Below are 26,331 nucleotides of genomic sequence, written 5' to 3'. Positions count from 1 at the left end.
GAGTTTTATTTTAGTTAGGCAAATTTCTTAAAGAAAAAGCCATCAAACTTCCAAATAATTTCGGCGGTGAATATTATAATGATTGCTTGAAAAAATTGTAATATTTTTACATCAATATTAATTCAAATGTCTCATTTTTCTTTACATAAAGGTAAGTCACCAGAAATTCAGGCTTTTCCGCACTTGATTGAGTTTTTTCGCAAGAAAATTCAACAAGTGTTGCCGAACTCTATGCCCGTAAAAGAAAATCAAGGTTTAAGGATAGTTTTTGTTTTGGAAGGGAAATTTGAGTGGATTATTGATAACCAATCTATTACGGTATATCCAAACGATGCCGTTTTGGTTTTCCCCAAACAAAAATTTGGAGGGGCAAAAGAAATGTGGGATGTTGGGGTGGTTATTTCAATTAGCATCAGTCCTCGTTTTTTTTCGGAAGAAGGTGAGTTAATTTTAGGTGAATGGAGTAGTATTTCAGAAGCCGAACAACGATTGATTGGTAAATTGTTGTCATTAAATAAAAAACCTGTCTTGCAAAATTTTAAACCATTAGGAGAAATTTTACAAAAGCTGGAAAATGAAGTGTTTTCTAACGAGCTGGGCTTTAAAACACGTATCAATCATTTACTTGACGAATTTTTGATTACTACTGCCCGACAACTAAGTAAACAAGAAAACCAACGCCGAGATTTTCCTCAAACTTTTCAGAAATTAGACCAAATTCTGCGTGGGAATCTCGCCCATCCGTGGACTGTGGAAGAAATGGCCGTTATAATGGGTTTAGGTATAACGGCCTTTACTGAAAAAGTGAAATCTTACTCGGGGTTTTCACCGCTCAACTACCTCATAAATTTGAGAATTTCAGAAGCGATTCGCCTACTAAAAACCACCAATATTAGCTTAACAGATATCGCACTCGATACTGGATTTTACTCATCGCAACATTTTTCCACAACTTTCAAAAAACTAACAGGCTATACACCAGGGCATTATAGAAAGAATGAGTGAAGCGGTACGCCGCCCGTTTTGAATGAGTGAATGATAGAATTAAAAAGCCATTCACTCATTCAATATTCACTCATTCACTCATTAGACTTATGGAAACAATAATAACTATCGACATCGAAACAACAGCAGTACGAGTTATTGCTTTTGACCTAAAGGGCAAACAAATTGCTGCCCGAAAAGGCACATATCCGACTTTTCACGCCCAACCCGATAATAGCGAACAAGACCCCGAACAGGTTTTTATAACGGTTCTTTTTGTCTTGAAAGGCTTGCTCAACGACCCAGCTTTTACCAAAAAGCATAAAGTCTTATCAATAGTTTTTAGCTCGTCAATGCACAGTGTTTTGCCGATTGATAAAAACGGTGTGCCATTAGGAAATGCTATCATTTGGGCCGATAATAGAGCGAGTAAAGAAGCAACCGAACTAAAAAACTCAGCATTGGGAGTTGAGATTTATAAAGCTACGGGGACACCGATTCACCCGATGTCGCCTTTGGCCAAAATAACTTGGATAAAAAATCATGACCCAGAGCGTTTTGCCAAAACGAGTAAATTTATCTCGCTAAAAGAGTATATTTTACATCAATTTACGGGCGAATATCTAATTGATTACAGCCTTGCCTCGGCCACTGGACTATTCAATATTCATGAGTTAGCTTGGGAACAAAAATCCTTGAATTTTGCTGGTATTTCAAGTAGTCAACTCTCTCAGCCAACTTCAATTTTTAATTCTGAGCTTCGACTTCGACCTGCTTTGGCAAAATCCCTACGACTTTCTGATAAAACAAAAATAATAATTGGTAGTAGCGATGGTTGTCTGGCAACTCTTGGCTCTGGTGTATTCGGAGAAGGACAAGCCACCATTTCGATAACATCAAGTGGTGCCGTAAGGGTAGCAGGAAAAGAAGTTTTACATGACGAAAAACAACGTTTTTTTAATTATATTCTTGATAAAGGTCATTATATTTCGGGAGGCCCCACTAATAATGGTGGTGTAGCTTTCGAGTGGTTTGCTCGGCAATTTGGTCATTTCAATAATGGCCTTGATTTTGAAGACACTATTCACGATTTGTTCAAAGAAGCAGCACAAGTATCGGCAGGAGCAAACGGATTGCTTTTTTTACCCTATTTATTGGGTGAAAGAGCCCCACTTTGGAATGCCAACGCTCGGGGTGTTTATTTTGGTATAAATATTACTCATGAACAACAGCATTTTGTGCGTGCAACTATTGAAGGTATTTTGTTTGAGATTTACAGTATCGGCAAATTGCTACAATCTCATCGAAAAATTGACAATTTATATGTAAATGGCACGTTTGCAACCTTGCCACTTTGGTCGCAAATTATTTCTGATATGTTTGGTATTCAGGTAAATGTTAATGATAACCCAGATAGTGCTAATGTAGGTGCTGCAATGCTGGCTTTGACCGAAATGGGGGTTTTTAGTAGTTTGGCCGATGCTGCCAAAACGATTCAGTCTTCTATTGTTTATCAACCCAACCGAGAAAATCACCAGAAATACCAGAAATTTTATGCAATTTTTGAACGATTAAGCTATAAACTCGAAGAAGAGTTTGATTTGATTGCGGAATTACAACAAAATCAAGGCGATTGATTATCTTTCGGGAAAAATCAACAAACCCTAAGCATTAATGAAAGAACGCCTGACCTCAATTGACGTTTTTAGAGGCATGACCATCATGCTCATGACTATCGTAAATAACCCAGGTGACTGGGGACATATCTACGCCCCACTCGAACACGCCGAATGGCATGGATGTACGCCAACCGATTTAGTTTTTCCGTTTTTCCTCTTCATTGTTGGCATTTCAACGGTGCTTTCTATGCCAGTCAAAAAGTTTGATGGGTCAGTTTTAGAAAGAATCATTACTCGTGCATTAAGAATATTTTTGTTGGGTTTATCACTCAATTTCTTCTCAAAAATCCATCTTGGCTCGCTCGAAGGAGTGCCTTTGATGCTTGTTCGTTTGGTTTTTACGGCTATCATAACGGTCTTATTACTCGGTGAATATGACCGAAAAAAGCAACTTTACGTGGCTGTTGGTCTATTTGCTTTAATGATGATTTTGTGTTTTGGAGGTTTTGAAGATTTTGCTTCGGTCAGAATTCCTGGGGTTTTGCAGCGAATAGCCATTGTTTATCTGATTGTTTCAATTATTTACGCCACAACCAATACAACTGTGCAAATTATTATTGGTTTGGCGTGTTTGTTGGGCTATTGGGCTTTGATGGCTCTCGTTGATGTACCAAATGTGGGAGCTGCTAACTTTGAAAAAGGAACAAACCTTGCTGCTTGGCTTGACAATTATTTGTTGTCGGGGCATCTTTGGGTAACTTCAAAAACTTGGGACCCAGAAGGTATTTTAAGTACATTACCAGCCATCGGAACTGGCTTAGCGGGTGTTTTCACAGGAAAATTGCTCACAAATGATTTTCCAAAAAACAAAAAAGCTGTTTATCTGCTATCAGCAGGTGTTGTGGGTGTAATGATTGGCATACTTTGGAATGATGTTTTTCCGATAAACAAAGCTTTGTGGACGAGTTCGTATGTATGTTATGCCGCAGGAATAGCCTTGATGGTACTCGGAGCATTGTATTTTGTGATTGATGTTCTCGAAGTAAATGCTTGGACAAAACCTTTTGTGATTTTTGGCGTGAATCCGATGCTGGTTTTTTTCTTTTCGGGAATTATTCCACGAGTTTTGAATATGATAAAAATCGCTCAACCCGAAAACCTTGAAAACCCTACCGCTGGTTTGGTTTCTTGGCTTTATAGTCATTGGATTGAGCCATTTTTTACCGAACCCAAAAACGCTTCTTTGGCGGGGGCTTTGACTTACTTAGTGATTTGGTTTGTGATTTTGGTACTTTTCGATAGGAAAAAGATGATATTTAAGGTTTGATATAAATGCTCAAAAAAACAACCAAACGTCTGATAGTTAGTTATTTTACTATCTTGAGCGTTGCACAATTATTTTCGGGCTGTATGACTTTTCGGTTGAGTAAGGCGGATATTGATGAACAGTTTAAAAATACTACTTTCAAGCCAACTGAGCATCGAATCAAAGTTTTGGGTAGAGAAATCAATTATGCTGAAATAGGAAAAGATTCACTTCCTACAGTTTTTTTCGTGCATGGTTCGCCCGGTTCGTGGAGTGCCTTTAGTGGTTTTATGAAAGATAACGAATTGCTTCAAAAAGTAAAAATGGTATCGGTCGATAGAGTTGGTTTTGGTTTTTCGGGTTTAGGAAACGGTGAAAGTTCTTTAGAGCGGCAAGCGGCGTATCTGAAGCCAATTGTAGAAAAATACAGGCAAAAAACTAAAAAACTTATTTTGGTTGGACATTCGTTGGGTGGGCCAATGATTGCCCGAATGGCTATTGACCATCCAGAACTGATTGATAACTTGGTTTTTGTCGCTCCTTCAATCGACCCAACCCTTGAGCCGCCTCGTTGGTATCGTTACATATTAAACTCGGTTTTTTTTAGATATTTCATTCCTCGTTCGTTTAGAGCGTCTAATTATGAAATCTTGTATTTAAAAGAAGAATTAGAGTTAATGCTTCCTTTTTGGCAAAATATTAAACAGCCTACAATCTTAATACAAGGCGGAAAAGATGTTTTAGTGCATCCTGATAATGCCAAATTTGCCCAAAAAATGCTAATAAATTCATCAAGCATACAGATATGGATGAAAGATGATATGAATCACTTTGTACCTTGGTCAAATCCTGAGCTAATAAAAGAGGCAATTCTAAAGTCTCTCTGATGGTCTTTGATAAAATGGCGGTTGATGTCTATTTTCAAAGAAAAATAAGTAATTTTGTAAAAAATATTAAACAAAATATTATTACACATGGCAACAAACAGAACATTCACCATGATTAAGCCACACGCTGTGGCGGATAACCACATCGGTGGAATTACGGCGATGATTGAGGCGGCAGGTTTCAGAATCGTGGCAATGAAAAAAACACAATTATCAGCAGCACAAGCAGGTAAATTCTATGAAGTACATAAAGAAAGACCTTTTTATGGCGAATTATGCGAAATGATGTCGTCTGGCCCAATCGTTCCGATGATTTTGGAGAAAGAAAACGCAGTAGCTGATTTCCGTGCATTGATTGGTGCAACAAATCCAGCGAATGCCGAAGAAGGAACAATTCGTAAAAAATATGCAAAATCAATGGGCGAAAATGCCATTCACGGTTCAGATTCTGACGAAAATGCGGCTATCGAAGGCTCGTTTTTCTTTGGAGCTATTGAGCAATATTGATTATAAATAGTTACAGAATTTAACGTCGACATGGTTCAAAACCATGCCGACGTTCTACCACTGCGATAAAAATTAGTTTTTCAGTCTATCCCTTCGTAAATAATTCCTGCTTTTTGTCTGATTTCATCTAACAGACTTATCAGCTTTACGCTTATCGAAAGTGGCATTTTCGAGCTTTCCTTTTTTCCTTCTCGCACACACTGACTTACTTCTTCAATCTCGAAATTATAACCAAAAGTTTTTCGTGGAAAATTGAATTTCACTGGCTTTTTATCTGTCTCAAAAAGCGTAATTCGCTTCGCTTCCATAAATCGACCTTCGATGTGAATGTAACCGTTTTCGCCATAAATCAAGGCTTCGGTGAGCGTACGTGCTTTGAGCGTACAACTTAAATTGGCAGTTGCTTCGTTTTTATAACCTAACACAAAACTTGTTGTTTCGTCGATTCCTGTTTCTCCAAAATTACTAATTACTTGAATATCAGAAGGATAGCCTAATAAAAGCAGACTTAAATAAGCTGGATAAATGCCAATATCAAGCAAAGCCCCACCACCCAAATTAGGATTTAGTAAACGTTTTTCTGGTAAAAAAGGAGCATTGAAACCAAAGTCAGCTTGTACATTTCTTACTTTTCCGATGCGTCCTTCGGCAATTAAATCTAATGTTTTCTGAATCGCTGGAATAAATCGTGTCCACATCGCCTCCATCAAAAAAGTATCGTTTTCACGGGCCGCTTCCACCATTGTTTGCACTTGCTTTAAATTCATAGCAAATGGTTTTTCGCACAAAACAGGCACTTTATGCTTTAAGCACAAAAGTGTATTCTCGGCATGCGAAGTATGTGGTGTGGCGATGTAAATGGCATCTAAATCAGGCGTTTGAAAGATACTCTCGTAAGAATCGTAGAAATAGGGAGCATCGTAGCGTTCGGCAAAGTCTTTGGCTCGTTCGAGCGAGGAAGAAGATGCAATAGCATGGAGTTGGGCGTTTTTTACTGACTTTAAATCGGTTGCAAACTTTTCAGCAATTTTTCCTACGCCAATAATTCCCCACTTAATATTTTTTTTCATCTTAAATCAGTTTCTTTTGAGAAACGAAATTAAGCAAAAAACGTTTTATCGGATAATTATTTTTTCGGTGAGTTTGGTTTCTCCCATCTCCAAAACGAGAAAGTATAAACCCGCATTGATTTCGTTCGGTAATAAGATTTGTGTTTTTTGATTATCAATGACAATGCTTTCGATAGGAACAGGTAAGCCGATGATGTTTAATAATTGAATTTGAGATATTGGTTTATCAAATGTCTCGATTAAAAAACTTTCATTATCAACTGGGTTCGGAGAAATCTTAACCTTTTGTGCCGAGATATTTGGTTCTGTACTGAGAACAGAAACCGTTACGGTGAGTGTTTTGTAGATAAATTCCTTCCCAACAGCATCAGAGAACTTTAAACGGTAATAGTTTTTACCTAAAAACGGTTTTTGGTCGATGTAAGAATAAGATTTCTTTGTACTTGAATTGATGGAAGCAGCTATTTGGCTCATGACATTAAATTTGATGCCGTCTATGCTTCGCTCAACAATGAAATTTTTAGATTGTATTTCGGTCGAGGTTTCCCAAGCAACTTTTACATATTGTTCGGGAGTAAGGCTTGCACCATATGTTTTTATTTCAGCAGGAAGTTGATTTCCAACCTTTACGGCCCAGAAATCTGTTCCGCCTTTGTTTTCGCTCACATCTCCATCAACTGAGTCTGAGTTGGCTGCAATAATAAAGCCACCATCGGCGGTCGGAAATGCTCCACGTGCAATGTCAGAGTCGGCTCCGCCGAACATTGTATGATTATTAATTAAACCCGAATTTTCGATGTTTACTAACCAAACATCGCCTACTGGTCCATTTGGCTTTACTTTTCCTATCACCGAACTGCTAATTCCCATCGCAAAGACCTTGCCCTCGCTTGATTTCTTGATGGTATATAAACCATCAATGTCGTCTCCGCCCGTCAATATCTTCCAAAGCAATTTACCTTCGGTAGCTGAATATTTTACTAAAACGCCATCTTTTTGACCCAAATTTGGAGTCATATCACCATTGGTAGAATTGGTTTCTCCCACAATTATAAAGGCATTGTCAGAAGTTTCGACGGCTGCATAAGCAATATCTAAATTAGTACCGCCCAAAGCTCTTAGCCATAGCAGTCGGCCAGTAGCATCGGTTTTCATGATGCAAAAGTCAATAAAACCTTTTCCAGCCCCTGATATTTCGAAATTAGAACCTTCAGTTCCACCAACCATCAGAAAACCGCCATCTGCACAAGCAATGACTTCATTCATCGAATCATTGGAAGAACTCCCATAGGTTCTTGTCCATTGAATATCGCCATTTGAGTTGAGTTTCGATAGCCAAAAATCGGTTGTATTGATAGGGTTAATGGTAGCTCCGAGAATATATCCGCCGTCAGCAGTTGGTTTGATTGTAGGTTTTGAATTGGCATCGGCTTTGGCAAAAGATATTTCGCCAACACTATATCCACTGGCTATTACTTTTCGCCATTCTATTGAGCCATCTGTTTTTAGTTTCAGTAAAATTAGCCCTCCACGAGAACCATTTCCTGCGGCTTCGCCATCTGTAGAACTTGTTGTAGCAACGAGTAAAATTCCTTTGTCTTTTGTTTCCAAAACATCGGTTGCAACATCATCTTTTGTGCCACCAAAGGTCTTAGACCATTCGATTTCGCCCCAATTATTGAGTTTTACTACCCAAATATCGCTTCCACCAGCACCACTGAAAGCTTTTGAGGCAGGTACATCACCATCTTTATTATTATTCGTCGAACCGACAATTACGTAACCTCCATCGGTTGTTGGTGTACTGGCGTAGGCATATTCATTGTTTTTTCCACCCAAACTTTTTTGCCAATGGATGGCTAAGTTTTGGGAAAATGACAATGTTTGGAAAGCCAAAAATATGATTAGCAGAAGAAACCTCATTTTTACTTCGGTTGCGGAAGATTATTTTTCGAAAAATGCAACAAACTTCGTACCACAACCACAAAAAAGAATGCCCCAACCGTTACAGTCGAGGCATCTGGGTTTTTATAGAGGGGTTTATTATTATTTTGCAGCTAATTTCGCCTTTAAATTTTGGTCGATAGCCTCTAAGAATTCTTCTGTGTAAAGATAATGCTCTCCGTGAGTCACTTTGTTTCCGTGAATACAAACAGCTAAATCTTTAGTCATTTTACCCGATTCAACTGTTTCAACACAAACTTGCTCTAAAGCTTGGCAGAAATCAATTAACTCTTGGTTGCCATCTAATTTACCACGGAACTCTAAACCACGAGTCCAAGCAAAGATAGAAGCAATTGGGTTTGTTGAAGTTGGTTTTCCAGCTTGGTGGTCACGGTAGTGACGAGTTACTGTTCCGTGAGCAGCCTCTGCTTCCATTGTTTGGCCATCTGGCGTAACGAGTACCGATGTCATCAAACCAAGTGAGCCGAAACCTTGTGCTACTGAGTCAGACTGAACGTCACCGTCGTAGTTTTTACAAGCCCAAACGAATGAACCATTCCATTTCAAAGCAGAAGCAACCATGTCGTCAATCAAACGGTGTTCGTAAACGATTCCCGCTGCTTCAAACTTAGCTTTGTAGTCTGTTTGATAGATTTCTTCAAAAATATCTTTGAAACGACCATCATATTTCTTCAAAATTGTATTTTTTGTAGAAAGATACAAAGGCCATTTTTTGTTTAATGCTACATTGAAACACGAGTGAGCAAATCCACGGATTGACTCGTCGGTGTTGTACATACCCATTGCTACACCACCACCTTTGTAGTTGTAGATTTCGTATTCTTGTACAGTTCCGTCTTCGCCTTCAAATTTCATTGTTAATTTACCTGCACCTTTTACAACGAAATCGGTTGCACGGTATTGGTCACCGAAAGCATGACGGCCAACGATGATTGGAGAAGTCCAGTTTGAAACCAAACGAGGAACGTTTTGACAAACGATTGGCTCACGGAAAACAGTACCATCCAAGATATTACGGATAGTTCCATTTGGTGATTTCCACATTTGTTTTAAGTTAAATTCTTTTACACGAGCTTCGTCAGGTGTGATAGTTGCACACTTGATACCAACGCCATATTGTTTGATTGCATTTGCCGAATCAATTGTTACTTGGTCGTTTGTTTCGTCACGATACTCGATTCCGAGGTCATAGTACTTGATATCAACATCAAGGTAAGGAAGAATTAATTTTTCTTTGATAAATCGCCAAATGATACGAGTCATTTCGTCGCCATCTAACTCAACTACTGGATTTGCTACTTTGATTTTTGCCATTTTTCCAAATGCTCCTTACCCCAAAGAGGAGACTGAGTTTATATTAATTTCATTGTCTTGGGGCGATAACAAGGAATAATAAAGTAGTCAACTGTCAATAGTCCATCGTCAATAGTTTTTAATTATCTCAAAAACCTCAACGTTCTTCCTTCTTGACATCTAAAACACCATTTTATTCCTTAATTGACATGAATAATTTTTTACCGCCACAAAGGTAATTGATTTACATAAATATTCTAAGATTCTATCAAACAAAAAAAGAGCCTCCAAATGGAAGCTCTTTTCTGACTTAAACCAAAGAAAATTATGAAAATTAATAAAATCGTTTATCAGTCGATAGAAGCTAAATTTAATAAACTACCGACCGTCGTCTATTGACTATTTATTCAATAATTCGTCGAATGTAATGGCAACGTAATACATTGAGCCAACCGCTGCACTACCAAAGGCTTGAATGTATGGTTTACCACCGATATTTGTTCCACCCAATTTGATGATAGATTTCATCGAAGCTAATTTATAGCTTACTTGAGCGTCAAATGTTGTTACAGCTGGTACGATTGTGTTTGTAAATGAAGCAACCCCAGTTGTAGTTGGTTGGTTGAAACTTGCTTGCCATACAAACTCATCTTGGTGTCTTAGATTTACATTGAAACCAAATTTATCACCGCTATTCAAACGTTTACCAAAGCTCAAGTTATAACGATTTTTCGGTGTGTTATAGCCAGCATATTGTTGCTCTGGGCTTGCAGTAAAGCCTTTTAAGTTATTTTGAGCATAATTTACACCAACATTAAATCCTTTTGACAAAGAATAATTTCCGCTGATAGCAAATCCGTTAGCTGTAATCTTTTCTTTAGAGTTTGCCACACGTGAATATGCCGAACGAGTAGAAGCCCCACTAAGACCAGACTCGATTGGTAAACCTGGAGCAGCAGCAGCGGTTGGTACAAGTATCGCAGTTCCACCAATGAAGTTGGTGTATTTACTTGTATAGAAATACGAGTCAATGAATAATTTCTTAGCAATTAAACCTTTGTAACCAATTTCGTAAGATGAGATTTTTTCCGGTTTCAAAGCAGCAGCTTTATATTTAGGTAAAGCAGCTAAGCCAAAAGCAGGAGCAACTTGAGCTGTTACACCCGGTACGTTAGCAGCAAGAGCTTTTGCTAATTCAGCATTGAATGCTGGTTGGAAATTGGCAGCAATAGCAGCTGGTAAGTTAGCCGCAACACCAGCTTGAATGCCCGCTTGTGTAGCAGGTAATGCTAATTGTTGTTGAACCGAAGCTTGGATAGTCGCTTGTGTAGCAGGTAATGCTAATTGTTGAGCCACACCAGCTTGAATAGCTGCAGCAGCTGCCGACGCAGCTAATTGTCCTGCTGCAACAGCTGCATTTACTTGAGCCGTTACACCTGCTGTAATTTGTTGAGTAACAGCTGCTAATACACCCGCTTGGATTTGTTGAGTAGCACCAGCAGTAACTGCTTGTAATACACTTTGTTGAATCGCAGCATTTACACCCGCTGTAATTTGCGGTGTCGCTTGTGCTGTTACAGCCGCAGTTGCATAAGCTTGTGCTTTGGCTAAAACATCAGCAGTGATATATTTTGAAGGATTTCTTGAAAAATCTGTCAAAGTAGCTAAATCTACACCGTTTGCTAAGTTATATCTTGTATCAAATTCTGGTTGTCCACCAATCAAAGTACCAGATGGTGTTCTCAAATCAATGTATTGGTTTTGAGTTGTTGGAATACGATAGCCAGTTTGGTATGATACTCTGAAGTTCTGTTGACCAAACGAAGCAACTGCTGATAATCTTGGAGTAAAGAAGCCATCAAAATTTTGGCTTTTATCGTAGCGAATCGAAGCTGATAATTTCAAGTGGTCTTTGAATAAGCTTTTAGCTGCTTGAGCAAAAGCACCGTATTCGTTGATTGGAATAGTACCCGAACGACCTTCTTTTTTATCTGCGAATAACGTTCCGTTAGAGCGTAAGCTATATTGACGAACGTTTGCTCCAACTAATAAATCAACAAACTTGATTTGATTTTTGAAGTTATAAACTCCTTCTGCATGATACATATTAGTTTTATCTAAGAAAGCACCACCGCCATCAACAATGGCTGCATCACGGAATTTATTGAGCAATGTAGTATATTCTGCTGTTCCAGGAGTTGGCATGCCTTTATCAGCAACACCTCTTGCTGCAATACCTGCCTGTTCTTCTGATTGGCCAGCACTACGTGCAGCCACAAAAGCCCCAACGTATTCACCAAACCATGTAGCGTGAGGTTTAATGCTATTCAACATTGCCACCGCTGCCAAACCTGCAGTATATGATTGACCCGAACGCTCTTGAGTTGTATATGCTCTTAAAGTGAAGTTATCACCTCTTAATTCAAGCTTAGCTTGTGTTAAGTTAAAGTTACGGAGTGAATATCGGCCAGTACCAGTATAAACGGTTGTACCGTAACCATAATTTACTTGACCTACTAATTCTACTTTTTCGTTGATGCGATAGTGAGCAGCCAAGTTAGTTTTAAAACTTTTTGTGTTGTAGTCAACCATATCTTTTTCCAAGAAACCGGTTCTACTAACATTTACATTTGGCACTAAAGCTAAAGCTGCTGAAGGCAACAATTTTGCAGCAATTAAACCATTAGCAACAGTAGTCATATTGGCTTGAACCTCATCACCGTAGATGTTCATACCATCATAATCTGTTTTTACACCAGCACCTCTTGTTCCATTTTCTACTCCACCAAGGTTTAGGTTAGAGTAGTTGGTTGCTTGCCAGTCTTTAGCTGTGATGTAAGCTAAGTTTACTTTGAACGCAAATTTGTTGTTTTTTGAAGCCTTAGCATAACGCATCGAGAAGTCTGTCATAGGCGTATTTACCACGTCTCGGTTGCTTGCACTCATTACACCTGCTTTGAGTGTTGCACTCAAACCTTGATACAAAAATGGGCTTTTGCTGTTCATTAATACCAAGCCATTGATAGCATTTGGGCCATAAAGAGCAGATGCTGCACCTGGTAAAACCTCAACATTTTCAACATCAAGCTCAGGCATACCCACGATATTATCAACTGGGAAGTTCAAGCCTGGAGCTTGGTTATCCATACCGTCAATCATTTGCACAGTACGAGGGTTACCTGTGGCACCAAAACCACGCATGTTGATAGATTTAAACAACAAGCCTTGCGTTGTCATGTCGATACCCTTCATGTTGGCGAGGGCGTCATAGAATGACGGTGAGGCTGTTTCACGAATCGTGCGAATATCCATTTTTTCGATAGCCGCCGGCGATTTCAAAACAGATTCTTCAACCCTTGAAGCAGAAACTACTACTTCTTGGCCTAAAACAGCTTGTTCTTTAAGAGCAATATTGATAGAGGCTGAATTGCCAGATACACTCACTTCCTGACTTTCATATCCTACAGAGGAAATTACTATCGAAAATGGAGGTGGAGTTGAAACATTGAACGCAAATTCACCTTTTGAGTTGGTGATTGTTCCTATCACTTTGCCTTTTACTTGCACACTAACCCCAATGAGCGGCTCTTTGGTATTAGCGTCGGTAACGGTTCCAGACACTTTTGTTTGAGCAAAGGAAAGCTGAGTTATTAGTAAGCAGCATATTCCGAGCAAACATTTTTTAACGGAAAGTTTGTACATGAGAATATTGGTTAGTGGTTAACAAAACGTAATTTTGTGTCAAACATAGAAAAGAAAATAATAATATGCAAGCATACTATTAGTAGTTTGTATCAAAATCATACAATTTTAACAAAAAATAATCATATATAATGCGAAAGATGATTTTTCTATCCTTATTTTATTTTTTGCTGATTTTTTCTGAGAAAATAGTAGCTCAAAATACAGTTACTCTAACAGGGCATTTTAATCCTCAATTTACACCACCTGCACCAGATTATACACAAAATAGTGCATGGGCTGCCTTACCAACTATTGAGGATAAAGCAGACAAAACACCCTTGAAGTCGAATCTGATTGAAAATCAGAAAGATGCGAAAGCCGATGTATTCTTTTTGCATCCGACGACATTTACATACGAACCCAAAAATCAATATCAGTGGAACGCCGATGTGAATGATGTTGAACTAAATGAAAAAACAGATAACTCAACGATTCTAAATCAAGCTTCTGCTTTTAATGGTTCTGGGAAAATATATGCACCTCGTTACCGTCAGGCACATTATTATTCTTTTCTGACACCCAACGCCGACGATAAAAAGCAAGCCTTAGATTTAGCATACGCTGATATTAAAGCGGCATTTGAATATTACCTAAAAAACTGGAATCAAGGTCGGCCGATAATTATTGCATCGCATAGCCAAGGAACGGTTCATGCCAAAAGACTTTTGAAAGAGTTTTTTGATGGAAAACCACTTCAAAAACAATTGGTAGAAGCATATTTAATTGGAATTGCAACACAGCCGGATACATTTGAGAATATCAAACCAAGCAAATCGGCTGAAGAAATAGGTGGATTTGTATCGTGGAATACCTTTGCACGCAATTATCTGCCCGAATATTATAACAATGGACTTAATACTGCTGTAAGCACAAATCCACTTACATGGAAGTTGGACGAAGAGTTTGCACCAAAAGAACTCAATAAAGGTGGAGTTGGTTATAAGTTTACATTCGTTAAAGAAGCTGCCGATGCTCAGAATCATCAAGGAGTATTATGGATAAATAAACCATACATTAAAGGGCGTATCTTTATTAACCTTAAAGTATGGCATATTGCTGATATAAATCTTTTTTGGATGAACATCAGAGAAAATGTAGCTTTACGTTTAGAAACATATCTCAAACAATAATAAAGAAGTATCGAAAAGCCAGTAAAAGATACATTTTAATCAATGAACGATAATTACGTAGTTATTATGGCTGGAGGTGTCGGAACAAGGTTCTGGCCGTTTAGTCGAAGCACAAACCCAAAACAATTTCACGATGTGCTGGGTATTGGGAAAACAATGATTCAACAAACGGTAGAGCGTTTCGAGGGTATCTGTCCTAAAGAAAATATATATATTGTTACAAGTAAAGAGTATTATGATATAACAAAGCAGCAACTACCGTATTTAAGTGACGACCAAATTTTACTTGAACCAAGCCGTAGAAACACAGCTCCGTGTATTGCGTATGCTTGTTATAAAATTGGGTCGAAGAATCCGAATGCTAATATTGTTGTTGCTCCTGCTGACCATATTATTTTGAAAGAAGAGGAATTCCGCAAAAGAATTAGCATTGCGTTGCACTTCTCAGCTAAAAATGATGTATTAGTTACGCTTGGTATAAATCCAACCCGTCCCGATACTGGTTATGGGTATATCCAGTTTTCGGAGTCAGAGGGTGATATCAAGCGTGTAGTTACTTTTACCGAAAAACCAAACTTAGAGTGGGCAAAGAAATTTGTAGAAAGTGGTGAGTTTGTTTGGAACGCTGGTATTTTTATTTGGAATGCGAATGCTATAAAGAAATGCTTTGAGGCCTTCTTACCCGAAATGGCAGAAGCTTTTGAAGAAATTAAAGCTGATTATTACACCGAAAGAGAAGCCGAAGCATTGAATAGGGCTTATCCACAATGCAAAAACATTTCGATTGATAACGGTATTATGGAGCGTGCCGAAAATGTTTTTGTAGTGCTTTCTGATATTGGCTGGTCAGATTTGGGTACGTGGAAATCGCTTTATGAAATATCCGATAAAGATGAAAACGAAAATGCCATTGATGCCAATGTAATGCTCTATGATACGAAAAACAGCATCATAAAAACGCCGAAAGAACGCTTAGTTGTTGTGAGTGGTTTGGATGGATACATTGTAGCAGAATTTGACAATGCACTAATGATTTGCAAAAAAGAAGACGAACAAAAAGTAAAAGAATTTGTGGCAGCGGCTGGTGCAAAAGGCAAAGAGTTTGTATAGTAGTCAACAGTTTGCGGTCAACAGTCCACAGAGTCGTCTAATACGATTTTAGTCAAGAGTTTACAAAATATTTATAGAGGGGTTCGATTAATCGAACCCCTTTTTTTGAACCAAATTTTGGCTTCGTAGGTTTTATTTGAAAAACAATTATACAGAATGAGCAACAAACCTTTGCAAATAGATATAGTATCTGATGTGGCGTGTCCGTGGTGTTATATCGGAAAAAAACATTTAGAAAAAGCCCTCGAAAGATTTGATAGTCAGCCAGTTGAGATTACTTGGCATCCTTTCCAACTTGACCCAACGATTCCAGCCGAAGGGCTTGATAAAGAAGAATACTTCCTCAATAAGTTTGGCAGTAAAGAGCGTATCGAGCCAATGTTTCAGCGTGTGGTAGGAGTGGGCGAGCAAGCAGGCATCAAGTTTGATTTTGATAAAATGCCTAAAGCCATCAATACCATTCCTTTACATAAAATGCTACACATTGCCCGTGAAGAAGGAACTCAAATTGAGTTAGAAGAAAAGTTCTTCAAAGCATATTTTACAGACGGTATTGATTTTTCTGAGAAAGAGCAACTCATTGCTTTCATGGAAGATTTTGGCTGGAATCGTGAAAAAACTGAAGGCATTTTGGCTAATGAAGAAATCACTTATCACGTTACGCAGGAAATCAAGCATTTTCAGAATTTAGGTGTTTCTGGTGTACCATTTTTCATCTTGAATAATAAATACGCCATCAGTGGAGCTCAACCGACGAGCGTATTTTTGGATACATTAAATAAAGTTGCTGCCGAAATGCCACCAGTTGAAGCTGTTGGCGAGGTTTGCGATGTGGATGGGAAGAATTGTTGATTATAGATTTTAGACAAGAGACAAAAGACATGAGATAGAGTAAACTATTTTTACTTTTTTCTCTTGTCCTTTGTCTAATATCTCTTGTCTAAATTAAATCTCCATCAACTTCTTCAAATTTTCTCCATAAGCTGAGCCAGTTTCTATTTTTGAAGCTTTTGTATCTCGCATAATTACCAAATATTTTCCGCTAAAATATTTCTGCAACTCTTTGATTAGCAGAGAGTTAATAATTGATGAGCGACTAACTCTCGTGAAATTTTCGGGTAGTTTTTCTTCCAATGAAGCTATTGTATAATTGGTCAAATATTGCTTTCCGTCGGTCGTATTCAAGAAAACGTATTTGTCTTCGGCTTCAAAAAAGCTGATTTCTGTTAGTGGAATAAACAAAATCTTCTCGCCCGATTTCACCGAAATTGAATGAATGTCTTTCTTAGGCTTGAATTGCTCAATTAACTGTAAAAGACTATTATTCATGGAGCTATCGCTCGTGTTTGACTTTAATTTACGCAGTTTTTCAACGGTCTTTTCTAAGCGTTCAGTTTCAATTGGTTTCAATAGATAATCAATCGAATTTTCTTCAAACGCTCTAATGGCATATTGGTCGTAAGCAGTTGCAAAAACCACTAAAGGCATAAAATCAAGCTGAGCAAGCATTTCAAAACCAGTCATTTCAGGCATTTCGATGTCCAAAAAAATCACATCGGGTTTGAGAGAAGTTATCTTTTCGAGTCCTTCGTGTCCGTTTTTTGCTTCGGCAATTATTTCAAAATCTTCAAATTTGCCCAAAAGTCTTTTTAACCGTCCGATTGCCAGCGGTTCGTCGTCGATGAGTATAGTTTTCATTTTTTCTTTATCGTAATTATTACCGCCTTATATGTTTTATCATTCTGAATTTCCAGATGAGCATTTTTGCCGTAAATTAATCTGAGTTTTTCGTTGATACTGCGGAGTCCGTAGCCTGAAGCCATTTCTTCTGGAAAGGGTTTTCCAGAATCATGTACCGAAAGAATAATTGATTCGTCTTTTTGGTAGATTTTTACTTCAATTTTTCCTTCGCCCGAAACCTTCGCTATACCGTGTTTGATAGCATTTTCGACCAAAGGTTGTAATAAAAACCTCGGAATCTGAAAATCTTCAAGGCTTTTATCCAGTTCGGTTGAAAATTTTAGCCTGTCACCAAAACGCACTTGCTCGATTGAAAGATAGGTTTTTACTACCTCAAGTTCGTCGGAGACACTACAAAAATGTTCGTTGTTACGGTCGGTGGTATATCTAAAAAACTTCGATAATAAAATTGTCATTTCTTCGGCCTTATCGGGGTCGGAATGAACCAAACTTGCAATACTGTTGAGTGAATTATATAAAAAATGTGGATTTATACGTGCCTGCAAAGCCCCAAGTTCGGCGGTTGTTTTGAGTTTTTCGAGGTTGAGTAGTTGATATTCCTGCTCCGAAATCTTTCGTGTGATTTGTCGAGTATGTTGCCAGTAATAGAAATAAGAACAACTGACAATCAGCGGAATCAACGAATAAATTCGATTTACATTGAATGTGCCATCGGGAGTTTTAAAATCTCGGTTGTAAGCAACTAAATCGGCATAACTCAATGAAAAAATACCTAATAAAATCTGAGAAAATTCAATCAAAATGAGCGTAAAAGCAATGATAATAAGGTATTTAAGCCAATTTTGGTAAATTCTCTTATCCAATAACTGAATAAACGTTGTAACAGCCCCGTGTGAACTCAATCCGTTAGCAATATTTGATAGGAAAACAATTTTTTCGATGTTAGTTAAAGCGTTCTGAGGGTTTATTTTCGTGTCGATATTCTGAAACGTAAAATACACAATACTACTTAGGCCGTAAGTAAGTAATAAACAGAAAAATAAACCCAAAATGAAGTTGCCGAAGCTGAGTGCCACATAATTTGTGTCAATACTTGGGCTTTGGCGTTTGATAAAACTATCTTTTACCTTATCGAATTTTTGTAATTCGGGTAAAATTTTGATATTTCCACCCGTTCCTTTTACCAAAACTTTTGGTCCACCGCCATTGAGTTTCCCTACGAGTTGGTCTTGGGTTTTAAAACCCTCAAAATTTGAAAGTAGTGGGACTGTAACTTTTGAGCTGGAAATATCTAAGTCAAGCGATTGTTGCAGAGGTAATGCTACGCTGATATTTCCGCCTGCCGTATCGAGCCAAATATACTTATTGACAGCTTTTACTTCGGCCTCTATATTGCCGCCTTTGGTGTTTGCTCCAATATCGCCTTCGATACCGTAAAGTTTTATGTTTCCGCCCCAAGTTGAGCATTGAAGTTCTCCTTTCAATCCTTCGCCCAAAATATTCCCGCCCGACGTACTGGCATGAACTTTCCCTTTTTGGTTTTTTATCTGAATATTCCCGCCGAGGGTTTTTACAACCATATCGCCGTCGTTTTCAGATAAAAGCACTTTTCCACCCCAAGTTTTAGCATCAATATTGGCATCGCAATTATTGATTTCTAAGTTTCCTCCCATTGTTTTACCTCGAAAAATACCTTTAGAGTCGTTAATCAGTATTTTTCCACCCCAAGTCGTGAAAATATGATTGGAGTCGAGATTTTTTAAGTAAATATTTCCTCCGTAAGTCTTAGTATTTGCCAAAATGTGCTTTGGTAATGAAATTCGGAAAGAAGTTTTCTGAAAATTAATCCAGTTATATGGGTGAAAATAATTGGGTTTTGAGAGAATATGGAGTGTCTCACCGATTGTTTCGATGCTTACAGGGTTAATTTCTGAATCAATCGAATCTAATCTTTCACTATTCAGAAATAATGTCATCCAACTTCTGACAGAGGCAAAAATTTCTATTTTTATGATATTTTCCTCTGTTCCGATGAGTTCGATGTCACCAGCGAAAGTCAACAGTTGAAGGTTTTTTATGCCTTCAACGTTGATTTCTTTAATGTGTGTTGCAAATGAGTTCATTTTTATATCTGAGAAAGCATCCATTTAGCAACTCTTTCGCCCCAGTTTGGTGCAATGCTCGATGCGGGTTTGAATTTCGCAAATTTATTGATGGCATCTTGTAAAATCGGCTCTGATTTTTTCTTTCCACCACCAAAAGCTTCTGGAGTATAAAAGACGCCTTGTCCTGCCAATAAAGCCGCTCTTGGATTTTCAGGGTTTAACTTAGCTGCGTTTTGTAAAGCCGTTCCTACGATTCCACCATATTTTTGCCAACGGTCTTGTGGCGAAACCGCCATTCTTGCACTGGCAATGTAGGCTTTAAGCACTTCTATTTCGTCGTTGTTGGGTTGAAGCTTTTCGGCTGCTGCGGCAAATTTTTCGGCTTTTTCTAAAATGATGTCTTTTTTATCGGCATCGGTTTCGGCATAATTTAAGTTTACTAAGCCATAAGCCGCCCAATAATTTGGCAACCATTCTTTGGGTTCGGCAGCAGCGATGCGTTCTAATTGGCTAACGGCTTGCTTGTTATTCTCAGTGTTTTCAAATTCGCTGAGCAAACCGACAGCTTTTTCCATTGCTGAAATGTAGGCAGGGTTTTGAGCAAAAGTTTCGGTAATTACCAATGTTAATAGGCTGATTACAAATAAGATACGTTTCATTTTGATTGATTGTTTGAATGTTAAAAAAATAGCTTTTCTGATTTGTTGACTCAAAGTTATGTGGACTTTTATTGCTGAAATACTGATTTCTGACGAATGCTTGTTTTTGAGGAGTAAACTTCGTTTTTGGAAGAGTGAAAACTATCAATTTTCTAAATCAGCTTCTTTTGGTTTACTGAGTTGTTTTGAAAGATTCATCGAAATTCCCAAAAAGAATGTTCTGTAAACTGGTGGAGTTACTTCAAAACGTTGTTTGCCATCGGCCGAATAACGGTAGCCAAACACATTTTTTCGAGCAAAAATATTATCCAATGACGCATAAAATACCACAAAATTGCCTTTAATCACTTTTATATAACTCGCCGAAAGGCTCACGTTTTGATACGGTTTCATATAAATTGGCAAAAACGACGTGGTAGCAAAATCATAGTTTGGTCGCCCGCTTGTATGCGTGAATGTTACACCAACGTTTGTGCTGATTTTTTCAAGAAATTGTTTATAAACCACGCTAAAATTGTGTTTTGAAGCAAAAGTTGGCGTAGCTTCTTGCTGATAATTTCTGAATAAGCGTTTGGTATCCAAGAAAGAATAAGTGAACCAAAAATCTCCATTTTTGATGCTTTTCTTGTCTCGAAAAAATCCATCGAAGCCTTGAGCGTAGCCGAACCCGCTATTATCGGTTTTTCCAATCGGGAAACGATATGGGTTTGGGTCGTAGAAAGTTGTGTATTCTCGTACTAAATCTTTATAATCTTTTCTAAAAGCCTCAACTCGAAATGTACGGTCGTTTTTGATGATTTGATAATTCAGAATCAAGTGATTAGCCAACTCAAAATCTAAGTTTTGATTGAGGTAAAGATAGTTTTTCTCTGGAGTTTGATAAAACTGCCCCGCCGCCAAAGAAACTTGACTATATTGACCCGTTTTGTAGGCCAAAGAGATTCGAGGAGCAATATTGGCTTTATCTATCACGTTCGTGTATTCGCTTCGTAAACCAAATCTTCCTGCCAATTTTGGTGTGATGTAGAGTTCAGTTTCTACGAAAGCCGTTCCATAATTTTCATTCAACCTAAAATCATACTGATTATAAACATTTCCGACTTTTATGGCGTGAAACTCTGTGCCAAACAGAACCGAACTGGCATTATTCCTTCCAAATAGGCGAGTCATTACTGCTCGCACCTGTGTACGCTCATCGAGGCGGTCGCCTGCGTTGCCTCCGATTGTTAATTTATCAGTATTATGGCTGTACGAAAGTCCAGTTTGTAAAATCCAACGTCCTTCATCAAAATTTACTTGATAGCTTCCATTCGTGAAAACATTGCGATTTTTCAGGTCAAATCTATACTTTGTGCCAACTTCCTCATAAGATGGAAACAAAATCGTAGATTGATTATCGGTATAAGTTCCGTAGATTTTCAACGAACTATTTTTAGTCAGATTTTCATTGACCGTTAGCGAAGTGCTAAAACCTTGCGGCATTTTATCAAAAATGATATTCGACTGAATCAGATTGAAGTAAGGAGAAAGATTGCTGTAATAAACTGACCCCGAAACACTGCCTTTATGCGTGTAAGTTGCTCCGATACCCGCCATATTGGCATTCAGATTCCAACCGCTGGCATTATCGGTTTTGTCTTTGGTTTGCAATAAAAGCACCGACGAAAGAGCCTGACCATATTGTGCCGAATACCCACCCGTGCTAAAAGCGGTTCCTTTAAACATAAAAGGCGTGAATCGTCCACGTTGTGGCACATCGGGCGTACTACTAAAAAACGGATTCTGCACAATCATGCCATCAATCACGGTTTTTGTTTCGCTGGCCGAACCTCCACGCACAAAAAGCCCTTCTTGCTCGCCCACTCGTTGCGAACCTGGCAAAAGCTGCATTACGGCCGTAATATCTGCTCCACCACCTGCGGTTGTTACAATATCGAGCGGTTTTAGCATAACCATTTTTTTGCTATCTGAGGCCTCGAAAGTTCCTGCCGTAATCGTGACGGTATTCAGCACATTCATGGCTTCTTCTAACTTGATGCTTACTTCTACGATTGGTTTATCCAGTTTTATTTTTTGCTCGAAAGGCTCGTAGCCCACAAAACTTGCCGAAATCGTTGCGGTGTCTTTCTGAGAAGTTTTGAACGTGAAATTGCCATCTAAATCGCTGGTTGCACCATCGTAGCTGCCTTTTACGAAAACATTGGCACTCGGCAGGGCTTCTCCTTTGCGGTCGGTTACTTTGCCTTTGATGGTTGTTTGGGCAAAAAGCGTTGAAAGTAATAAGAGTTGGAATAAAAAGAGAGGTAATAGCTTTTTCATTGATTTGTGTTTTTTGATGACACAAATTTATTTTTGAAAACCTCCTTAGATTAGCGTTTTCAGACAAACGCCTGTTTTTGAAGAATAAACTTAGCAGATAATGGAGTGAAATAAATCAAAATTTAGAAAAACGCATCTTCAAAGTGCATAATTTCAAATTTCTCGCCCACGGTTATAGCAATGATGTCGAAACGAACGTTTCCGTGCCAATCATGCTCATAAATGTAGTTTTCGGCAGTTTTAATAATAAGACTGGCTTTGTTTTTCGAGATAGTTTGTTCGGGAAAGCCATGAGCAACTTCTGACCTCGCCCGAACTTCTACAAAAACTAACCAGCCATCTTTCAGAACCACAATATCTATTTCGCCTTTTCCATGCGTGTAGTTTTGGTCGAGAATCTCGTAACCTTTCTTTTCCAAGAATTTGGCCGCCATAGCTTCGGCCTTATTGCCCGTTTCGTTGTGTTCTGCCATTGTTGTAGAGCAAGTTTCTAACTTGCCCTCAGAAAGTGTAAAATGTCTTACATTAATTCTGCAATTACTGTTTCACCACCAACTGGTTTATCATCGATATTGACTAAGATTTTTGCATCTAATGGCAAGAAAATGTCAATTCTTGAACCAAATTTGATAAAACCAAATTCCGAACCTTGCTCCACGGCTTGTCCTTCTTTCACGTACCAGCAAATTCTACGAGCCAAAGCCCCAGCAATTTGGCGGAACAAAACCTCTGTGCCGTTGTGGTGTTTCACGACGATTGTCGTGCGTTCGTTTTCGGTGCTTGATTTTGGGTGCCAAGCAACCAAGTATTTACCAGCGTGATATTTGGCGTAAGTAACAATTCCAGCAATCGGGTTAAAGTTGATATGCACATTGAGTGGCGACATGAAAATCGAAATCTGGCGACGTGGGCCTTTGAAGTATTCAGTTTCTACAACTTCTTCAATTACCACAACTTTGCCATCAGCAGGAGCTATCACGTGTTTGGGATTTTTAACAGTGGTGCGAGTTGGTTTGCGAAAGAATTGAACCACAATCACAAACAGGAATAAGCTCACGACGAGCAACAATGTGTGTAAAATTTCTTGTTCGGGTAAAAAATATCTTAAAGCCGCATTAGCTGCCAATAGTCCAATAATTGTCAATGAAATCGTTCCTGTGCCTTCCTTATGAAGTGTCATTTTCTGAGCTGTTTAGTTTTTTAGAACCGCAAATATAATCAAACAATGTTTTTACGTTATCTTCACGGCTCAAATATTTATAATGCGTGTGCAAAAGCTGTGGATAAGTTGGTGTTTCACGTGGAAAAACTCTTGATATAATTATGCAAAAACTCTTTTTTTGGCGAAACTGGCCTAAAAATGAACGATTTAGCTTTGTTTTTATTCTTACGATACTTTTCACCTCAATTCTATTACTTTCTTTTTATTGGTTTAAAGGATTAGAAAATGTCATTCATTGGGATATTCTGAGCGAGCTTGACGAAATTCCTGCCGTTTTGGATACTTTCTCGGATGGCCAATTAAAGTTTACCATTAACGGAAATGCTTATATTGTTAAAGAGCGTTATCTCGCTTCGATGATGGATATTAACCTTTGGGCAAATCATGCTTTTGCGGTATTGTTTATCTTAGGTCTGAATTTGCTATTAAGTGCTTTTTCGGGTATGAGTCGTTATTGGTTTTTGGGTGGAATGGTTCTACTGGCAGGTATTCTGATAACCTTTCATCTCGAAATTGTCTTTAACTCGGTCAATCAGCTGCCATTTTTGGTGGCTTTTGGTGCGTTTGCCGGTTTGGCTTTTTACTTCAACACATTTGCTCCTCAAATCAATGCCCTGAAAAGATTCTTAGCTTTTCTTGTTTTGAGTGTAGCAGCCGCTGCCTTGATTGGTTTTACGGCAAAAGCAGCCAATCCAAGTTTGGCAGTTTTTTCTTATGGATTGCTTTCAGCAATTATTCTATCAACAATTTTTATCTTATTGGTTGCTCACGAAATCTCGGCAAGTTTGGTTTGGGTGGTATCAAATTCTGGCGTGAAAAATCGCAATCATATTCCTTCGTTCTTGGCAATTTCGAGTATTTATTTGCTCAATGTTCTTTTAATTTACCTCGAAAAATCGCAGTATATCGATTGGAATATGATTTCAATAAATCCCGTAGCTCTTTTTGGCATTTCTATGATTTTAGGAATTTGGGGTTTCAGAGATTATTCTGAGCAATCGAATTTCTTTGATTTTCGTAGCATTGGCTCGTGGTTTTATTTGGGTTTGGCCATTATCACCACCGCTACAATTGGCTACGCTTACGCAACCGCCAACGACCCACTCATTGAAGCTTTCGAGGATTTTATCTCGTATGCTCATGTAGCGATGGGGCTTTGCTTTTTCTTTTATGTATTGATAAACTTTACGCAACCACTTCAAAAAGGTTTGGAAGTGCATAAAGTGATTTACAAACCAAAGTTTTATGAATTGCTACTTTTTAGAATGGCGGCGGCAATTTTGGTTTTCATGCTGATTTCGTTCAAAAATTATAATAATTACTTCCAAACCAAAGCTGGCTACTATAATGCCATTGCCGATTATTATACAGCCACCGAAGATTTTCAGGCCGCTGAGACATTTTACAAAGAAGCATTGCATTTTGATATTCGTAACCATAAATCAAATTATGCGTTGGCGTCGTTGGCTCTAAAAAATGGCGATAAAGAAAATACAGGCTTATTTCTGAAAAATGCTTTAGAAAAAAATGCCAGTCCGTTTGCGTATGCGGGTTTGAGTAAGGTTTTGCAGGAAAAAGATATGTTTTTTGATGCTCTTTTTACGTTGCGTGAAGGCGTGAGTAAATTCCCGCAGAACCAACAACTTTTGACCAACATTGCGTATCTCTACGAAAAAACAAAAGTGCTTGATTCAACTTTTTATTATCTGAATCTGGCAAAAACTAACTGCTCTGACTGCGATTTGGCGGAATCTAATTTGTTAGCTTATCAATTAAAATATGGAGAAAAAGATTCTCTTTACAAATCATTAAAGGCATCAAATCCAAAACTCGGAGGAGATAATCGAGCAACAAAAAGCATGAGTCTTCGTGCAAATAGGGCTGCTGCCGATAAAATTTTACTGGTGCAGGCAACGACAAATATCGAATTAACAAAAGATTCTGCCATTAACGTAAGTCAATTTGCATTGCTTTATAATTTGTCTTCATTTAATAATACCATGTTTCCGTATTCAAGCAAAGATTTGCAGAATATTCAGCGAAAGGAAGTAAACAACGATTTCTTTGAAGATTTAGAATTTGCTATTTCTTGTCGAAATTATTTCAGTGAAAATAAACTTGAAGGATTGAAACAACTGGCGGTTTTGGCTAATGATTCGACCAAACACAAACCTTTATATAATCAAGTAGCTGGAATGTGGTTTTTGCAACAAGGCGTGTATGATAAAGCGGTAGAACTTCTCAGTAAAGCTGGAGATGTTTCGTCAGTAGAAGTTTTGCAAAAACAAAATTATCAACAAACAATTGCCGATTTTCAAAAAGCTAAAGCGGAGGAATTATTTAAAACTGCTTTAACTAAAAAAGCTGACTTTGATAAGGTTTTGCAGGAAAATCCACTAAATCCTTATGTTTTGAGTAAAGTCGCTGATTTTTATAACAATACACTCAAAAAGCCCAACGATGCCTATAATTTCGTTTTCCGAGCAGCCGAATTAAACGATACTTCCGCCGAAATTTGGAAGTTATACACACTACAATCGCTCAGAATTGGCTTGACCGACTACGTAGCTGATGGTTTGGCAAAAGTACAACAGCTAAGTAGCCCTGCCGATTATCAAGCATTTCTTTCCATCTATCAAGCCCAAAAAGCATTGATGGAAAAAACAAAGGATGGTTTTGAATAGAATAATATCTTTGGATATTGAATAGT

General features: G+C 38.2%; 19 protein-coding genes. 9 read left to right on the top strand and 10 right to left on the bottom strand.

What is annotated here, in order from left to right; genetic code table 11:
- Positions 1–126: 126 nt before the first annotated feature.
- The 5 genes from IEX65_RS16100 (at position 127) to IEX65_RS16080 (ending at position 5,303) form a co-directional block, all read left to right on the top strand.
- Positions 127–1,005, top strand: coding sequence for an AraC family transcriptional regulator (locus tag IEX65_RS16100; RefSeq protein ID WP_188767265.1), 879 nt, complete (start codon positions 127–129; stop codon positions 1,003–1,005).
- An 89-nt stretch (positions 1,006–1,094) separates the two neighbouring features.
- The gene (locus IEX65_RS16095; RefSeq protein ID WP_188767263.1) at positions 1,095–2,621 is read left to right on the top strand and encodes a gluconokinase; all 1,527 of its coding nucleotides are present in this window, start codon (positions 1,095–1,097) and stop codon (positions 2,619–2,621) included.
- A 37-nt stretch (positions 2,622–2,658) separates the two neighbouring features.
- Positions 2,659–3,930 (top strand): acyltransferase family protein, encoded by a 1,272-nt coding sequence (locus IEX65_RS16090; RefSeq protein WP_188767260.1) that lies wholly within the window; start codon positions 2,659–2,661, stop codon positions 3,928–3,930.
- Between the two features lie 5 nt (positions 3,931–3,935).
- A complete protein-coding gene (locus tag IEX65_RS16085; RefSeq protein ID WP_188767259.1) occupies positions 3,936–4,796 on the top strand; it encodes an alpha/beta fold hydrolase in 861 nt (286 codons plus the stop codon).
- Between the two features lie 87 nt (positions 4,797–4,883).
- Positions 4,884–5,303 carry a nucleoside-diphosphate kinase gene (locus IEX65_RS16080; protein WP_188767258.1) on the top strand — a complete coding sequence of 140 codons (420 nt, stop codon included), beginning with the start codon at positions 4,884–4,886 and terminating at the stop codon, positions 5,301–5,303.
- An 80-nt stretch (positions 5,304–5,383) separates the two neighbouring features.
- Here the strand turns inward: IEX65_RS16080 and IEX65_RS16075 are convergent, their stop codons facing one another.
- From IEX65_RS16075 to IEX65_RS16060, 4 genes are all read right to left on the bottom strand, one after another.
- Positions 5,384–6,373 (bottom strand): Gfo/Idh/MocA family protein, encoded by a 990-nt coding sequence (locus IEX65_RS16075; protein ID WP_188767257.1) that lies wholly within the window; start codon positions 6,371–6,373, stop codon positions 5,384–5,386.
- Positions 6,374–6,418: 45 nt separating this feature from the next.
- A complete protein-coding gene (locus tag IEX65_RS16070; protein WP_188767256.1) occupies positions 6,419–8,296 on the bottom strand; it encodes a T9SS type A sorting domain-containing protein in 1,878 nt (625 codons plus the stop codon).
- 123 nt (positions 8,297–8,419) lie between these two features.
- A complete protein-coding gene (locus tag IEX65_RS16065) occupies positions 8,420–9,652 on the bottom strand; it encodes an NADP-dependent isocitrate dehydrogenase (protein WP_188767255.1) in 1,233 nt (410 codons plus the stop codon).
- Positions 9,653–10,030: 378 nt separating this feature from the next.
- Positions 10,031–13,333: a carboxypeptidase-like regulatory domain-containing protein gene (locus tag IEX65_RS16060; RefSeq protein WP_188767254.1), complete on the bottom strand. Its 3,303-nt coding sequence runs from the start codon at positions 13,331–13,333 to the stop codon at positions 10,031–10,033.
- A 131-nt stretch (positions 13,334–13,464) separates the two neighbouring features.
- Between IEX65_RS16060 and IEX65_RS16055 the strand changes: the two genes are divergently transcribed.
- From IEX65_RS16055 to IEX65_RS16045, 3 genes are all read left to right on the top strand, one after another.
- A complete protein-coding gene (locus IEX65_RS16055) occupies positions 13,465–14,505 on the top strand; it encodes a DUF3089 domain-containing protein (protein WP_188767253.1) in 1,041 nt (346 codons plus the stop codon).
- A gap of 42 nt (positions 14,506–14,547) precedes the next feature.
- Positions 14,548–15,615: a mannose-1-phosphate guanylyltransferase gene (locus IEX65_RS16050; protein WP_188767251.1), complete on the top strand. Its 1,068-nt coding sequence runs from the start codon at positions 14,548–14,550 to the stop codon at positions 15,613–15,615.
- 156 nt (positions 15,616–15,771) lie between these two features.
- Complete coding sequence (locus IEX65_RS16045; protein ID WP_188767249.1) at positions 15,772–16,467, top strand: DsbA family oxidoreductase; 696 nt, start codon at positions 15,772–15,774, stop codon at positions 16,465–16,467.
- Between the two features lie 93 nt (positions 16,468–16,560).
- On the opposite strand, the gene IEX65_RS16040 is transcribed toward IEX65_RS16045, so the two are convergent.
- The 6 genes from IEX65_RS16040 to IEX65_RS16015 all read right to left on the bottom strand — a co-directional run bounded on the left by IEX65_RS16040 (position 16,561) and on the right by IEX65_RS16015 (position 23,579).
- Entirely contained in the window at positions 16,561–17,313 is a 753-nt protein-coding gene (locus IEX65_RS16040; protein WP_188767247.1) for a LytR/AlgR family response regulator transcription factor, read from the bottom strand.
- Positions 17,310–19,439, bottom strand: coding sequence for a histidine kinase (locus tag IEX65_RS16035; protein WP_188767245.1), 2,130 nt, complete (start codon positions 19,437–19,439; stop codon positions 17,310–17,312). The genes IEX65_RS16040 and IEX65_RS16035 overlap by 4 nt, the downstream gene beginning before the upstream one ends.
- 2 nt (positions 19,440–19,441) lie before the next feature.
- The gene (locus IEX65_RS16030) at positions 19,442–20,080 is read right to left on the bottom strand and encodes a hypothetical protein (RefSeq protein WP_188767243.1); all 639 of its coding nucleotides are present in this window, start codon (positions 20,078–20,080) and stop codon (positions 19,442–19,444) included.
- Between the two features lie 144 nt (positions 20,081–20,224).
- A complete protein-coding gene (locus IEX65_RS16025; RefSeq protein ID WP_188767241.1) occupies positions 20,225–22,399 on the bottom strand; it encodes a TonB-dependent receptor in 2,175 nt (724 codons plus the stop codon).
- Between the two features lie 122 nt (positions 22,400–22,521).
- Positions 22,522–22,872, bottom strand: coding sequence for a YraN family protein (locus tag IEX65_RS16020; RefSeq protein ID WP_188767239.1), 351 nt, complete (start codon positions 22,870–22,872; stop codon positions 22,522–22,524).
- Positions 22,873–22,919: 47 nt separating this feature from the next.
- Positions 22,920–23,579: a phosphatidylserine decarboxylase family protein gene (locus tag IEX65_RS16015; RefSeq protein ID WP_188767236.1), complete on the bottom strand. Its 660-nt coding sequence runs from the start codon at positions 23,577–23,579 to the stop codon at positions 22,920–22,922.
- Between the two features lie 143 nt (positions 23,580–23,722).
- Between IEX65_RS16015 and IEX65_RS16010 the strand changes: the two genes are divergently transcribed.
- Positions 23,723–26,305 (top strand): tetratricopeptide repeat protein, encoded by a 2,583-nt coding sequence (locus IEX65_RS16010; protein ID WP_188767234.1) that lies wholly within the window; start codon positions 23,723–23,725, stop codon positions 26,303–26,305.
- The last annotated feature ends 26 nt before the right edge of the window (positions 26,306–26,331 follow it).

The sequence above is a fragment of the Emticicia aquatilis genome (assembly GCF_014644295.1).
GTDB lineage: Bacteria > Bacteroidota > Bacteroidia > Cytophagales > Spirosomataceae > Emticicia > Emticicia aquatilis.
Note: the sequence above shows the minus strand (reverse complement) of the source record. Positions and strands in the feature narration are given on the sequence as shown.